This is a genomic window from Marinobacter sp. E2 (assembly GCF_055755345.1).
The window spans coordinates 1290738-1306667 of record NZ_CM146911.1 but is presented as its reverse complement, the minus strand read 5'-3'; the positions used below and the strand labels follow the sequence as shown (position 1 = coordinate 1306667).

Here is a 15930-nt window from a genome sequence, read left to right as displayed (position 1 = left end):
CTCTCAACTCCTCAGTGTTGCCCCCAGCTCTTCTTTCAATGCGTCAATCACACCGTTGAAGAGCGAATGCACTTCGTCTTCGTTCAGCGTGCGCTCAGGATGCTGCCAGAACAGGCTCAGGGCCAGGCTACGATTGCCCTCACCCAGGCTTTCACCTTCATAGACATCGAACGCACGCAGAGCGGTCAGCCGCTCGCCAGCGTGCTTTCTGGCTACACGCTCAACGTCGGCAAACGCCACATCGCTCCCGATAATGATAGCCAAATCCCGCCGAACTTCCGGGAATTTTGAAATTTCTTTGAAATTAGGCACATAACCAGTGACGATCGAATTCAAGAATAGCTCAAACATCAGGATCGTGCCATTAAGTTCAAGATTTTTCTGCACTTGCGGGTGCAGCGTCCCCAGCCAGCCCACATGCTCGCCGTCGCGTAGCAGTTCTGCGGTCTGTCCGGGATGGAGCGCCGGATGCTGGCTGCCGATGAACTGGATTTCCACCCCCAGCAGCCGGAACAGGCTTTCCAACTCCCCTTTTACATCAAAGAAATCCGCCGATCTGCGACCGTTTGCCCAGTTTTCAGGATACTGACTGCCAACCACAACGCCCGCCAGCATCGGCTGCTGGTCGATACGCTCGCCTTCCTGAAGGAAGCGCAGGCCGGTTTCAAACAGTCGGATTCTCGGCTGCTGCCGGTTCTGGTTATGGGCCACGGTTTTCAGTAGGCCGCTCCAGAGGCTGGTGCGCATCACCGACAGGTCCGAGGATATGGGATTGGCCAGGGCAATGCCCTCCCGGCCGGGATCCACCAGCTGCTGGACTTTCGGGTCAACAAAACTGTAGGTCACCGCCTCCTGGTAGCCCTGATCCACAAAGAAATTGCGAATCGCCGAAACCGGCCGAACGGCTTCGGCTACCGGCCGCAGGCCCAGGGAACCCATAGGCTCGGTCACGGGGAGGTTGTTGTAACCAAAGATCCGGCCAACCTCTTCAATCAGATCTTCTTCGATGGAGATGTCCGGACGGAAGCTCGGCACGCTGACACGCCAGCCGTCCTTGAGGAGCTTTTCCACGTGCAGGCCAAGCCGGGTCAGAATTTCCTCAACGGTGGTGCGGTCAATGGCCATGCCCAGCACGTCGTTCAGTCGACCGGCGCGCAGATCCACCAGCCGGTCCTCTGGCAGATGCTCGTCGCTGGCCACCTCGACAATCTCACCGGGTTCGCCGCCGACAATGTCCATCAGCAGCTGGGTAGCGCGCTCCATGGCCTCCCGGGCAAGCTTGTAATCTACTCCGCGCTCGAAACGGTGTGAGGCGTCGGTATGAAGGCCGTAATGACGGGCCTTTCCGGCAAGAGTAATCGGGTCAAAATAGGCCGCTTCCAGAACCAGATCGCGGGTTTTCGGGCTCACGCCCGAGTGCTCGCCACCCATAACACCGGCAATGGCAATCGGCTTTTCGTGGTCGGCGATGATCAGGGTTTCCGCGTTCAGCTCCACTTCCTGGCCATCCAGCAACACCAGCTTTTCACCAGCCCGCGCCATGCGCACAACGATGCCGCCCTGGATCTCGTCCCGATCAAAGGCGTGCATGGGCTGGCCAAGCTCGAGCATCACGTAGTTGGTGACATCCACGGCGGCATCGATCGCGCGAATACCGGAGCGGCGAAGCTTTTCCTGCATCCACAGGGGCGATTCCGCCTGCAGGTTCACGTTGCGAAGAATGCGTCCGAGGTAGCGCGGGCAACCGGCAGGTGCTTCAATCCGGATATCCGGGACTTCCGAGTGAGCGGCCTCCACCGGCTCGATCTCCGGGCTTTCAACCAGGAGGCTGTTGAGAACACCCACTTCACGGGCAAGGCCCTTGATGGAGAGACAGTCGGCGCGGTTGGGCGTCAGGTCCACATCGATGGTCACATCGTTCAGCTTCAGATAATCCGCCACGTCCTTTCCAACGGGAGCGTCTGCCGGCAGCTCCATCAGGCCATCGTGATTCTCGGACAGCCCCAGTTCGGCTTCGGAGCACAGCATGCCCTCGGAAGGCTGACCACGCAGCTTGGCCTTCTTGATCTTGAAATCGCCGGGCAGCTGGGCACCCACCACGGCAAACGGTACCTTCAGACCGTCTCGCACATTCGGCGCACCGCACACAACCTGAACCTCGGAGCTGCCGTCGCTCACCTGGCAAACCCGCAGCTTGTCAGCATCCGGGTGGGGTTTCACCGAGATCACCTCGCCCACGATCACGCCACTGAACTGGCCAGCAACCGGCTCGAAACCATCCACCTCCAGACCCGCCATGGTGATCTGGTCCATCAATTCCTGGGTTCCGATTTCCGGATTCACCCATTCGCGCAGCCACTGTTCACTGAATTTCATGGTTCTTGCCTTGTCCTGATGCGGTTTTGCCTGATTGGTTCGATGCCTGACTCTGCGCCTTACCGGAACTGGCGCAAAAAGCGCAGATCGTTCTCGAAGAACATGCGCAGGTCGTTCACGCCGTAGCGAAGCATGGCCAGACGCTCAACGCCCAGACCAAAGGCAAAGCCACGGTATTGCTCAGCATCAATTCCGCAATGTTCGAATACCTTGGGGTGCACCATGCCGCACCCCATTACCTCGAGCCACTTGATGGAGCCGTCAGCTTCGCGGCCCCACTCAATGTCCACCTCCGCGGAGGGCTCTGTGAACGGGAAGTAGGACGGCCGGAAACGTACCTGCAGGTCACGCTCGAAGAACACCCGCAGGAACTCTTCCACGGTGCTTTTCAAATCCGCGAAGCTCACATTCTCCTCAACCAGCAACCCCTCCACCTGATGGAACATGGGGGTGTGGGTCATGTCGGAGTCACAACGGTACACCCGACCGGGACAGATCATCCTGAACGGCGGCTTGCCGGCTTCCATGGTGCGAATCTGCACGGGCGATGTGTGCGTGCGCAGCAGTGTACCCGGGTTGAAGTAGAAGGTGTCGTGCATGGCACGGGCCGGATGGTGGCCGGGAATATTCAGGGCCTCGAAGTTGTGATAATCGTCTTCGATTTCGGGCCCCTGCTCCACGGTATAGCCCGCACGGGCGAAAAACTGTTCAATTCGCTGCAGGGTTCGGGTTACCGGGTGCAGGCCGCCAAGGTCCTGGCCACGGCCCGGGAGGGTCACGTCAATGGACTCGCTGGCGAGCTTCTTCTCGATGGCAGCCCGCTCAAGGTCATGGCGTCGGGCATTGATCGCCTCTTCCACCCTGGTCTTGGCTTCGTTGATCTTCTGGCCCGCCGCCGGACGCTCCTCGGCGGAGAGCTTACCCAGGGTCTTTGCCTGCTGGGTTATCGAACCCTTCTTGCCAAGGTATTCCACTCGAATTTGATCAAGTGCCTGCAGGCTGTCCGCGTTATCGACCGCCGCCAGACCGTCCTGAACCAGTTGCTCCAGGTTTTCCATTGACCCTGCTCCAAACCAGAAATGGGAGTACTAAATCTGCAGTTTCACAAACAAAAATAGGGGAAGAGCGTGCCCTTCCCCTATCAGAGGGCGCCATCATGATCTCACGAGGCGCCCATATCGATCAGCAATCGATGAAAGAGCTAAGCGATCACAGGGACGCTTTGGCCTTCTCAACAACAGCGGCAAACGCCTGCTGCTCGTTCATGGCCAGGTCGGCCAGAACCTTACGATCGATTTCAACGTTTGCCTTCTTCAGGCCAGCAATCAGACGGCTGTAAGACAGACCGTTCGCGCGGGCGCCAGCGTTGATACGGGCAATCCACAGGGCGCGGAATGCACGCTTGCGGTTACGACGGTCGCGGTAAGCGTACTGACCGGCCTTGATAACCGCCTGCTTGGCTACGCGGAATACACGACTGCGCGCACCGTAGTAACCTTTGGCCTGATTAAGAATCTTTTTGTGACGACGGCGTGCGACCACACCACGTTTTACACGAGCCATACTTTAATCCTTCTACCTTTACTTTCTAAGGAATGATTGGCGCGGCTGGATCAGCACGCGGTCATACGCTTGATAGATGCCACATCAGACTTGGCGATGAGCTTGGTGCCGCGCAGCTGACGCTTACGCTTCGGGCTCTTCTTGGTCAGGATGTGACTGGTGAAGGACTGCTTGTGCTTGAAGCCGGTGGCGGTTTTCTTGAACCGCTTGGTGGCTCCGCTTTTGGTTTTCATCTTCGGCATTTTTTAAAACTCCGCATTCTATTTTAGATAAACAATCGCGTGTTCCTGAACGACAAATCCCCCGCATGCGCGGGGGACAAGCACCCGATCAGGCTCACTTCTTCTTGCGGGGCGCCACAACCATGGTCATCTGCCGGCCTTCCATTTTCGGCCGCATCTCTACCTGGGCAAGCTCTTCCACGTCTGATTCAATGCGCTGCATGAGCTGCATACCAATTTCCTGGTGTGCCATCTCACGGCCACGGAAGCGGATCGTGATTTTGCCGCGGTCCCCGTTTTCAAGGAAACGTATCAGGTTGCGTAGTTTGACCTGATAATCCCCTTCTTCAGTTCCGGGACGGAACTTAAGCTCTTTGACCTGCGTCTGCTTCTGTTTCTTCTTGGCAGCCGCCTTGGCCTTCTTCTCTTCGAAGATCTTCTTGCCGTAATCCATTATCTTGCAGACGATCGGATCGGAATCCGTAACCTGCACCAGATCGAGTGAGGCCTCCTCGGCCTGCTTGAGGGCATCCTCAATCGGTACAATTCCGACCTGATTGCCTTCGGCATCGATCAGGCGGACTTCAGTTGCGTCAATGTTCTCATTGATAGGCGCCTTGGGAGAACGCCCACCCCGATTCGTTCGCTGTTTAATAATCAGATCTCCGTTTTGGTTCTGCCTTTGCGCTGAATGTCCTCTGCGAGCAACTGTTCGAACGCTTCAAGCGATAAGGTACCCAGATCTTCGCCTTTTCGGGTGCGTACGGCAACCGCGTTATTTTCAACTTCCTTGTCGCCGACGACGACAAGATAGGGAACCTTGTTAAGAGTATGCTCGCGGATTTTAAAGCCGATCTTCTCGTTTCTCAAGTCAGCATTAACCCGATAGCCCAAAGAATCCCACTTTTTCGCCAGTTTCTGGCAATAATCACGCTGATTGTCGGTAATATTGAGGACCGCCACCTGCGTCGGCGCCAGCCAGGTCGGGAAAGCCCCTTCGTACTCCTCGATCAGAATACCGATAAAACGCTCGAACGAGCCAAGCACCGCACGGTGCAGCATCACCGGTGTGCGACGCTCGGAATTGTCGGCCACATACTGCGCCCCCAACCGTCCCGGCATGGAGAAATCGACCTGGATGGTGCCACACTGCCACACCCGGCCGATACAGTCTTTCAGGGAGAACTCAATCTTCGGGCCGTAGAATGCGCCTTCTCCGGGCAGCAACTCCCAGTCCACGCCTTCCCGGTTAAGAGCTTCTTCCAGAGCCGCTTCCGCCTTGTCCCAGACCTCGTCAGAGCCAACCCGTTTTTCCGGACGGGTCGAGAGCTTGTAGAGAATCTCGGTAAAGCCGAAATCGGTGTAGATCTCGTGCAGCATTTCAATAAACGCAGACACCTCTTCCTGGATGGCGTTTTCTTCACAGAAAATGTGGGCGTCATCCTGAGTAAACCCGCGTACCCGCATTAACCCGTGCAGAGCGCCGGAAGCCTCGTTGCGGTGACAGGAGCCAAACTCCGCCAGCCTCAGCGGCAGATCCTTGTAGCTTTTGAGACCCTGATTGAACACCTGCACATGGCACGGACAGTTCATGGGCTTGATGGCGTAGTCGTGCTTCTCCGACTCGGTGGTGAACATGTCATCCTTGAACTTGTCCCAGTGGCCCGACTTTTCCCAGAGGGTCCGGGACACCACCTGCGGGGTCTTGATCTCCTTGTAGCCATGCTCCTGCTGCTTGCGGCGCATGTACTGCTCGACTTCCTGGTACAGCGACCAGCCGTCCGGATGCCAGAACACCATGCCCGGCGCCTCTTCCTGCATGTGGAACAGGTCGAGCTTCTTGCCGATCTTGCGGTGATCCCGCTTTTCCGCCTCTTCCAGACGGTGCAGATAAGCCTTCAGATCCTTCTTGTTGCCCCAGGCGGTGCCGTAAACCCGCTGCAGCTGTTCGTTGCTGGTATCACCACGCCAGTAGGCGCCGGCCACCTTGGTCAGCTTGAACGCCTTGAGTTTGCCGGTGCTGGGCACGTGCGGGCCCCGACACAGGTCGATGAAATCGCCCTGGCGATAGAACGAGAGATCCTCATCACCGGGAATGTCCTGGATAATCCGGACCTTGTACTCCTCGCCCATCTCTTCAAAGAGTTTGATGGCCTCTTCGCGGGACAGGATAGAGCGATGCACGGGAATATCCTGCTTGGCGAGTTCTTCCATGCGCTTCTCGATGCGCGCCAGATCTTCGTTGGTGAAGGGGCGATCGTACTTGAAGTCGTAGTAGAAGCCGTTGTCGATCACCGGACCGATGGTGACCTGGGCACCCGGAAACAATTCCTGGACCGCCATGGCCATCAGGTGGGCGGTTGAATGGCGAATAACATCCACACCCTCTTCATCGCGCTCGGTGACGATGGCCAGATCGGCGTCTTTCTCGATACGGTAGCTGGTGTCTACCAGCTTGCCGTCCACCTTGCCCGCCAGGGCGGCCTTGGCGAGGCCAGCGCCAATGTCGGCGGCGACATCGTGAACGGTAACGGGTTCGGCAAAACTGCGGTGGCTGCCGTCAGGCAGGGTTACGACGGGCATGCAATACTCCTGTTGGTTACTCAGCGGTGATCTATACCAGAGACCACTTGGTGACGGCACTGCGCGACACAAACCGCGGGCCATTTCGTGGCGAAGTCTAACAGAAAAAAACCCGGCAGGTTAATGCCGGGTTTCAAGGTTTTCTTCCAGAGGTTGCGTGCCGTCAGGCCGTCTGGCCCAGGGCTTCTTCCCTTGCCCGCCGTCGCAGTTGGCCATAGGCAAGCAGCCCCAACAGAAGCAATGCCGGGATGAACATCAGCTCTTTCGGCGGCCGGGGCAACTCCACCTGCACCGCGTCGATGGTCCAGCCAAACTGGATACCGACTCTCTCTGCGGGGCTACCAAACCCGACAAAATCCACCGCCATCTTGTCGCCATCCGGACTCAGTTCCAGGCCAGCCTCCATGAGTCGCTGCTCCGGTGTCTCGCCCGCGGGTATGGGCAGCCGGACATAGGTGCTCACCTCGTCGCCGTCGATGTTCATGCCAGACGCCTTCAGGATGATCGGCTGGTCCGCCGGAATATCTTCAACATATTCCATAACCTGCACACCCGGGCGGTCTTCAGTGGGGGGATAGATCATGTCCCACCAGAATCCGGGACGGAACATGGTGAAGGTAATCAGCAACAGCAGCAGGGTTTCCCACTTGTGGCTCTTGGTGAACCAGTAGCCCTGGGTTGCCGCCGAGAACACCAGCATGGCGGTAACCGCGCTGAACACCGTAACCAGCAGATCAAACCATCCGGTCAGGCCGATCAGCAGCAACTGGGTATTGAAAATGAACATGAACGGCAGGATCGCTGTTCGGATGTCGTAGGTGAAACCCTGGACACCGGTACGTATCGGGTCGGCACCCGAGATGGCCGCCGCCGCATAGGCCGCAAGCCCCACCGGAGGCGTATCATCGGCGAGAATACCGAAGTAGAACACGAACAGGTGCACCGCGATCAGCGGCACGATGAGCCCGTTCTGGGCACCCAGGGTTACGATCACCGGCGCCATCAGGGTCGAGACCACAATATAGTTGGCGGTGGTCGGCAGACCCATGCCGAGAATCAGGCTGATAACGGCGGTAAAGATCAGCATCAGCAGCAGGTTGCCGCCAGACAGGAATTCCACGAAGGCCGTCATCACCAGGCCAATGCCCGTTAGAGTGACGGTGCCCACAACAATACCCGCCGTGGCGGTCGCAACACCGATGCCGACCATATTGCGGGCGCCGGTGGCCAGTGAGTGGGCCAGATCGAAGAAGCCATCCTTAGTCAGGCGACCCAAGTCGCCGTGTTTTCGGAAGAAGGCCTTCAAAGGCCGCTGGGTTATCACAATAAAGATCATGAACAGGGTCGCCCAGAACGCAGAGAGCTGGGGCGAGAAACGCTCCACCGTCAGGCACCACACCAGAACCACAACCGGAAGCAGGAAATACAGGCCGGTTTTCACGGTTGGTCCAACCGGGGGCAACTCGCCCATGTCCCTGTTCGGATCGTCTTCTTCCAACTCGGGAAAACGGGTCGCGTAGCCCACCAGTGCCACATAGACAAGCACAAGCAGTGGCGCAAGCACCCAGATAGCGGCTTCGCCCAGAAGGGTCTTTATCCAGCCAATGCCGTAATACACCACCAGGGTAACCACTATCAGCCCAATCAGAATGACCACCCAGTTGAGCATCCGCTGAGCCAGGGTCGGCTTGTTGAGACGCTCGATGCCCTGCATCTTGAGCTTGCAGGCCTCAAGGTGGACGATGTAAATCAGCGCCACATAGGAAATCAGGGCAGGCAGAATAGCGTGCTTGATCACCTCGAGGTAAGAGATTCCCACATACTCCACCATCAGGAATGCAGCAGCACCCATGATCGGAGGCGTCAGTTGCCCGTTGGTGGAAGCGGCAACCTCAACGGCACCGGCCTTGGTTGCCGGGAAACCCACCCGCTTCATCAGCGGAATGGTGAAGGTACCGGTTGTCACCACGTTGGCAATCGAGGAGCCGGAAATCACGCCGCTCAGACCGCTGGACACCACCGCCGCCTTGGCAGGACCGCCACGCATATGACCCAGCATGGCGTAGGCTACCTTGATGAAATAGTTGCCGGCGCCGGCCCGCTCCAGCAGGGCGCCAAAAAGCACAAACAGGAAGACGAAGCTGGTAGACACCCCAAGGGCGACACCAAACACGCCTTCGGTACCGAGCCATTGATGAGACGCCAGCTTGCTGAGGCTAACCCCCTTGTGCGCAATCACATCCGGCATATAAGGGCCGGCAATGGAATAGGTAATGAAGACCGCGGCCACAATGGTCAATGGCAGGCCAAGCGAGCGCCGGGTTGCTTCCAGCAACAGCACCAGGCCAATCAGGGCAACCCAAAGATCCTGGGTGATCGGCGCGCCCGGGCGGGTGGCCAGCTCTTCATAGAAAACATACAGGTAGGAGGCGCAAAACGCCGCCACCAGGGCGAGGACCCAATCGTAAAACGGCACATTATTGACGTGCCGACCGCGGATCATCGGAAAGGACGCGAAGGCCAGAAAAACAGCGAAGGCCAGGTGAATCGAACGGGCTTCCGTCGAATTGAAAATCCCGATATCCAGAATAAACGGGAGCGGTGATGCAATCCACAACTGAAACAGCGACCACACCAGGGGAACGATAAACAGAATAACGGCCGCATAGCCGCTGGCCGCCCTGCCCCCGGTTTCAGTCTGCAGGATTTCCTCTACATTGCCGCCGCCAGCGCTACCTCCGTTCGACGGATCGCTCGTTGCCATAAATTATTCCTGTAGCGTGAAAGGTTAATCTCTGGAAGGAAACCCGGCGGGCAAACGCCCGCCGGTCCGGATTAACGACCGATCAGTCGATCAGGCCAGCTTCCTTGTAGTACTTGGCAGCACCCGGGTGCAGCGGCGCACTCAGGGCATCAGAGACCATCTCTTCCTTGTTCAGGTTGGCGAAGGCAGGATGCAGTCGCTTGAAGCTGTCGAAGTTCTCGAAGACCGCCTTGACCACGGCATAGACCACATCGTCCGGCACATCGGTGGAGGAAACGAAGGTGGCAGCCACACCGAATGTGGTCACGTCTTCATCGCTTCCACGGTACATGCCGCCCGGGATTACCGCCTTGCGGTAGTACGGGTTCTCTTCGATCAGGGTTTCCGTAGCCTCGTTATCCACGCTGACGATTACGCTGTCGCAGGATGTGGTGGCTTCCTTGATCGCACCGGAGGGGTGGCCGACGGTGTAGAAGAAGGCATCGATGTTGCCGTCACACAGGGCCTGGGACTGTTCCGCAGCCTTGATCTCGGCCGCCAGAGCGAACTTGTCCATACCCCATCCCATTTCTTCCATCAGAACTTCTGCTGTGGCGCGCTGACCGGAGCCCGGGTTACCCACCGATACCCGCTTGCCCTCGAGGTCTTTGAAGGTCTTGATACCGGACCCTTTGCTGGCAACAACGGTGAACGGCTCAGGATGCAGCGAAAACACCGCGCGCAGTTCCTTGTTGGCGCCGTCGTCCTTGAACTGGCTGGTGCCGTTATAGGCATGATACTGCCAGTCAGACTGGGCAACCGCCAGATCAAGCTCGCCCTGGCGGATGGCGTTCAGGTTATAGACTGAGCCACCGGTGCTTTCCACCGAGCAGCGGATACCATGCTCTTTACGGTCCATGTTCACCAGACGACAGATCGCCCCACCGGCCGGATAGTAAACGCCGGTAACCCCGCCAGTACCGATGGTCACAAAGCGCTGTTCCTGAGCTGAAACGGACGTGGAGGCAGCACCGAGACTGACGGCTGCAGCGACAGCGAGTGCGGAGGCTTTGAGTTTCAGTGTCATGTGAGTTCTTCCTTTTCTGTGTGTTATTGGCAATCGCCCGCACGTTCCTACGGACAGACTTCATGGTCGTTTGAAAACATAGACCACTTCACACCATAAATAAAGTATGGATTAGCTGGCTAACCGGTTGACGGAACAACAAAAAAGCCCGCAATGCGGGCTTTTTTGCTCATCATCTCCCGAGGAGACTGACGATCTATTTGGCCGCTCGGGCCTTGGCGACCATGCGATCCGGTCGCAGCAGGAAGCGGGCCAGAGCCGGCAGCAGCCAGATGGCACCGACCATGTTCCAGATGAACATGAAGAACAGCAGCAGCCCCATGTCTGCCTGGAATTTGATCGGAGAGAAGATCCAGGTCACCACGCCAAGACCCAGTGTTACGCCGGTAAACATAACCGCCTTACCGGTGGAACGCAGGGTCTCGTAATAGGCCTCCTGCAGGGTCTTGCCTTCCAGCAGGTACTTCTCCAGCTTGCTGTAGATATAGATACCGTAGTCGACACCGATACCCACACCCAGTGCAATCACTGGCAGCGTAGCCACCTTGATGCCGATGCCGGAGACCGCCATGATCGCCTCACACAGGATCGAAGTGAGTCCCAGCGGAATCACGATGCACAGTACCGCACGGAGGGAGCGGAAAGTGACAAAGCACAGCAAACTCACCACGCCGTAGACCAGAATCAGCATCTTGTCCTTGGCGGAGGAAATCACCTCGTTGGTGGCCGCTTCAACGCCGGCGTTACCGGCTGCCAGCAGGAACCGGTGTTCTTCGTTGCTGTTTTCCTCGGCAAACGCCTCGACACGCTCAACCACAGTCTGCAGGGTTTCTGCCTTGTGATCTTCCAGGAACACCAGCACCGGGGTCAGACTGCAGTCGGTGTTGATCAGCCCGGCCGGAGCCTCGCGGATGGAGGCGTTGATGATGGTCTGGTTCCGGGAGATCTCATACCACTTCCAGTTACCCTCGTTCAGAGCCTTGGTCACAATCTTGGAGACGTCGGCCAGTGAAGCAGACGACTGGACACCCGGCGTGTTCTGAAGCTCCCACTGCAGCTTGTCCATGGCCCTCAGCACGTTGTACTGGGTGCACTGCTCTTCTGGCGTCTTGACCATAACCACCAGAACATCGGCACTGGTGGAGTAGTTGTTGATGATGAAGGCGTTGTCCTTGTTGTAGCGGGAATCCTTCCGCAACTCCGGCGCACCCTGGTCAAGGTCACCAATCTTGAGGTCCTGCTTGTAATACAGCCCAAGACCGAGACCGATGACCGCGATAAGCAGGGAAATCGGAGCCACGCCCGGGTGCGAGAAGTAGGACATGACGCGCCACTTGCGATCCTGCTTCTCACCATGGTTCTGCACATGACGCACGCCGCCCTTGGAAATGCCCAGGTAGGACATGATCAGAACGTGCAAGACCAGGTTGGTGATGATCACGAACGCAACACCGATACCGGCGGCGACCGCCAGATCGCGGATTACATCGATCTCGATGAAGAACAGGGTAAGGAAGCCAAAGGCGTCGGAGACCAGTGCCAGCATGCCCGGGATATAAAGAGCCCTGAAAGCAAGCCGTGCGGCCGTTACCGAGTCAAAGCCTTTGGCCGCTTCAACCGCCATGGCATTGACGATCTGTACACCGTGACTGATACCGATCGCGAACACTAGGAACGGCACCAGAACGGAATAGGGGTCGAGCCCGTAGCCGAGCAGACGGAGGGCGCCCAGCTGCCAGAACACCGCGATGATCGATGTGAAGACCGGGACCAGCGTGCCGGTGATGGAACGCGAGTACCAGAACAGCAGAAGCGTGGTGAGCACAATGGTGATGCCCGCGAACCAGGCAATGGAGCCGATGCCTTCAATCAGATCGCCCACTTTCTTGGCGAAGCCAACGATGTGGATCTGGATGTTGGGGTTCTGCTCTTCGTACTTGTCGCGAATCTTTTCTTCAAGCTGACGGGAAAATTCCGCGTAGTCCAATGCCTCCCCGGTTTCGGGGTTCTTCTCGTAAAGCGGGGCATAGACGATGGTGGACTGGAAGTTATCCGAGACCAGACGCCCCACTTCGTTGGAGCGCAGCACATTCTGGCGCAGCTGCTCCAGACTGTCGCGGGAGCCGTCATAGCCATCGGGGATGACCGTACCGCCCTGGAAGCCCTGCTCGGTCACCTCTACCCAGCGGACGTTGGAGGTCCACAGCGATTTCAGACCGGAACGGTCCACGCCGTTCAGATAGAACACCTCATCGGTGATCTGCTTCAGGGTTTCCATGTACTCCTGAGTGAAAATATCGCCTTCTTCCACAGCAACGGCGATACGCACGAAGTTACCCAGGTTTTCCAGATCTTCCCGGTGCTCCAGCATGTTCACGATGTACGGATGTTCGAGCGGAATCATGCGCTCGAAACTGGCATCGGGCTGGATCTTGGCAGCGTTATAGCCAAGGAAAACAGTCAGCAACGCGAGAACCGCCAGGATGGCTGCCCGGTTATTGAACAGCAGTCGCTCGAGGAAAGGTTCCGCCTTGGGGGTGGTCAGGTAGTGCTCGCCCCTGTCATGTTTCGGGTTGGACATTCAAAAGCCCCTCTATTGTTCGTTCGGTTATTGCCACATCAGGGCGTTATTGAAGGTTCTTTCCGCGGGCGTCCGTGATCTTGGCGCCACCTTCACCGACAATCAGCAGATCGGTTCCGGAAATGGGCACCACACTCATCACACCCTCGCGATCACTACGGAAATGCTCCCGAAAGGTTTCCGCGCCGTTGGTACTCAGCAGAACCGCGCCACCGTTACCAACCAGCGTTATCCGTCCGTCTTCGGCAACAACGCCATCGTTGAGGGTGGCACCGGCCGAATTCGGAACCATGCGCCAGGACTTGCCCAGATCAGTGGAGAACAGCATGTTGCCCCGCAGGCCGAATGCCAGGATTTCGTTCACCTGGCCGGTACCGATAACACCGAACAGGGAGCCGTCATAGGGGGACTCGCGGCGCTCGAAGGTTTCGCCGCCATCTACCGATACGTGGATCTGACCAGCCTCACCTACCAGAACAATCGCTCCGCCGGTGATCCGGGTGATGCCGTTAAGGTGGAAGTTCTGGCGGTTATCAATTCGCGGGGCCCAGTCACGCCAGGTTTCACCGCCATCGACGGTACGCAGGAACATACCGTAAGCACCGACCACAAAGCCGCGCTGTTCGTTCTCAAACCATACGTCCAGCAGCGGATTCACGGGACCAATGTCCAGGTCTGCCTGGAGGTTCTCGAGGGCAAAAAACAGATCGTCCAGCGCCCACTCGAGGTCGCCCTTTTCTTCTTCCGGAGCCTCCTCGATCCGCTCTTCCATCGCGGCAATCTGCTCTTCACGGCTCTCGATGGCCAGCTCCAGGGCACGGGTGCCGTCCAGCTGCAGCTCCCAGGTAGTACCGGCGTCGGTTGTTTTAAGAACAACGCCACTGTGGCCTACCGCCCAGCCATGGGTATCCGAGCCGAAGTCGATACCGGTCAGGGTCACAGAAACGGGAACCTCACCCTGAGTCCAGGTTTTGCCCTCATCATCGGAATAGATGATGTGACCACGCTCTCCCACAGCCACAATACGCTCGCCTGCGCGGGTCACGTCCGTCAGGAGATTTTCCGGGGCCAGATCGGTCAGCCGGGCCGGGGTTTCGATGATATCTGCAAGCGCAAACGCTGCCGGCGCAGACCATGCCATGGAAAGTCCAAGACAGGCCGCTCCCAGAGTCTTGCACATCAACCTTTTAGCCATTCAGATTGCCTATTGTGTTGTGTTGAACTGTGTCTCTGCCCAGCATTGCCGGGTATAACTGTAAACATACCGACAGCCTCACGGCTGCCGGTATGTCGGGTCGCCACTTCCCTGGGGCGGGGGCACGTCCTCCGTCACCGGGGCCTTATCGGACACTCCGGCGGCGCAGGGACGCCGGCGAGAAGTAGCGCCGGTTCGGAACCTCGTTGGTGAATACCCGGGTATTCGGCTCTTCGGTATCCAGGCCAAGCACGTGATACCGGCGGGCCTGAAGATCATGATAGACGTCCAGAACCGTCCACACGCCCGGAAGTTCGTAGTAATTCTTTGGCAGGCCCATGGTCACACGCCAGAGCTCGCCCCGACCGTCGTACTGGTCCAGCAGCACGGTATTCCAGCTGTCCTCGTCGATGTAGAACCGACGCTTGCCGTAGATGTGCCGCTCACCTTCCTTGAGAGTCGCTTCCACCACATGCACCCGATGCAGCTCCCAGCGGGTCAGATCCGGGTTGATGTGGGTAATCCCGAGGATCTCCTCATAGGGCAGCCCTTTCTCACCGATGCGGTAGTTGTTGTAGGGGATGTAGATTTCCCGCTTGCCCTCGTAGGTCCAGTTATAACGGTCCAGGGCACCGTTGAAGATATCGGTGTCGTCTGCGGTCCGCAGGTTATCAGCCGCCGCGATGGGCGAATCATAGCCAAGGTTCGGGGCCCGACGCACGCGCCGCTGCCCGGCGTTGTAACCCCAGCCGTTACGCGGGTTGATGATCTGGTTCAGGGTCTCGTGAATCAGAATCGCGCCACCGGCCAGACGGGGCGGAGACTGGGTGAAGGAGAGGTAGTAGAAGATGACGTTATCCAGCGTCTCCTCACTGCCCTCAGGGTTGTAGAAGTTGAAGAAGGCTTCCTGCTGTGAGGTTACCAGGCCATACTCGCCGTTGGTCTGTACGGCAACCTCACTGGAACGACGGGTCACGGAAACGCCGCGCCACCGGGTCAGGTGGTTCCAGATTGCCTGCCAGGCCTTTTCCTCGTTGTTGCCGTGCAGAATCGGGAACGGGTAGCCCCCGAACGCACCATCAAGGCCTTCGCCCTCGCCCACGATTTCGGCGCTGACTGCATTTTCCTTGGTATTTTCTGCCACCCAATCGGGCACGGCGTGGGTGCGCCGGGACCGGTAAACCGGCACCTCAAAGGTAGTCGGATAGGTCTCGAGGAGGGCCTTCACGCCATCGGTGAGGTATTCCTCGTACTGATCCATATTAGCCGGGGTGATCGTGAACAGCACCTCATCGTCCGGAAACGGATTGATGTGATGCTGACCGCTACCCTCATAGCCCGGAGGCGGTTCGGTAAGACCGCCAGTCCAGGGCGGAATGGTACCGGCCTCATTGCCGGCCTTGGGTGAGCCAAAGGGAGTCAACTCGTTCCCCAGGCGTGCCGCCTCACTGGCAGACACCGCCGCCAATGCCGACGACGATGCCACGGAAAGCGCCAGAAGGCCGCCGAGAATCACGTTTTTGTTGTATGTCATTTTGGAACCTTAAGTGCGTCTGGAAGCCTCTGAAGAGGCTCTTATTA

11 protein-coding genes are annotated in these 15930 nt (G+C 58.0%); all 11 read right to left on the bottom strand.

The features are described from left to right. Window positions 1–3: 3 nt before the first annotated feature. The 11 genes from pheT to AC0J1C_RS05910 all read right to left on the bottom strand — a co-directional run bounded on the left by pheT (window position 4) and on the right by AC0J1C_RS05910 (window position 15883). The gene (pheT, locus tag AC0J1C_RS05960; protein WP_473046007.1) at window positions 4–2376 is read right to left on the bottom strand and encodes a phenylalanine--tRNA ligase subunit beta; all 2373 of its coding nucleotides are present in this window, start codon (window positions 2374–2376) and stop codon (window positions 4–6) included. 59 nt (window positions 2377–2435) lie between these two features. Beyond that, entirely contained in the window at window positions 2436–3434 is a 999-nt protein-coding gene (pheS, locus tag AC0J1C_RS05955; RefSeq protein WP_473046006.1) for a phenylalanine--tRNA ligase subunit alpha, read from the bottom strand. A 151-nt stretch (window positions 3435–3585) separates the two neighbouring features. Beyond that, on the bottom strand, window positions 3586–3939 hold the full coding sequence (gene rplT, locus AC0J1C_RS05950; RefSeq protein ID WP_008170485.1) for a 50S ribosomal protein L20: 354 nt from the start codon (window positions 3937–3939) through the stop codon (window positions 3586–3588). Window positions 3940–3989: 50 nt separating this feature from the next. Continuing rightward, window positions 3990–4181, bottom strand: a complete 192-nt coding sequence (gene rpmI, locus AC0J1C_RS05945) for a 50S ribosomal protein L35 (RefSeq protein WP_007151842.1) — start codon at window positions 4179–4181, stop codon at window positions 3990–3992. Window positions 4182–4275: 94 nt separating this feature from the next. Continuing rightward, window positions 4276–4821, bottom strand: a complete 546-nt coding sequence (infC, locus tag AC0J1C_RS05940) for a translation initiation factor IF-3 (RefSeq protein WP_375192113.1) — start codon at window positions 4819–4821, stop codon at window positions 4276–4278. Next, on the bottom strand, window positions 4818–6743 hold the full coding sequence (gene thrS, locus AC0J1C_RS05935) for a threonine--tRNA ligase (protein ID WP_473046005.1): 1926 nt from the start codon (window positions 6741–6743) through the stop codon (window positions 4818–4820). The genes infC and thrS overlap by 4 nt, the downstream gene beginning before the upstream one ends. 163 nt (window positions 6744–6906) lie before the next feature. Beyond that, window positions 6907–9507 carry a TRAP transporter permease gene (locus AC0J1C_RS05930; protein WP_473046004.1) on the bottom strand — a complete coding sequence of 867 codons (2601 nt, stop codon included), beginning with the start codon at window positions 9505–9507 and terminating at the stop codon, window positions 6907–6909. 82 nt (window positions 9508–9589) lie between these two features. Beyond that, on the bottom strand, window positions 9590–10573 hold the full coding sequence (locus AC0J1C_RS05925; RefSeq protein WP_375192047.1) for a TAXI family TRAP transporter solute-binding subunit: 984 nt from the start codon (window positions 10571–10573) through the stop codon (window positions 9590–9592). A 196-nt stretch (window positions 10574–10769) separates the two neighbouring features. Then, entirely contained in the window at window positions 10770–13154 is a 2385-nt protein-coding gene (locus tag AC0J1C_RS05920) for an efflux RND transporter permease subunit (RefSeq protein WP_473046003.1), read from the bottom strand. Between the two features lie 46 nt (window positions 13155–13200). Continuing rightward, window positions 13201–14295, bottom strand: coding sequence for a WD40/YVTN/BNR-like repeat-containing protein (locus AC0J1C_RS05915; RefSeq protein ID WP_473046002.1), 1095 nt, complete (start codon window positions 14293–14295; stop codon window positions 13201–13203). Between the two features lie 199 nt (window positions 14296–14494). Then, window positions 14495–15883, bottom strand: a complete 1389-nt coding sequence (locus AC0J1C_RS05910; RefSeq protein WP_375192044.1) for a DUF1329 domain-containing protein — start codon at window positions 15881–15883, stop codon at window positions 14495–14497. Window positions 15884–15930: the final 47 nt, after the last annotated feature.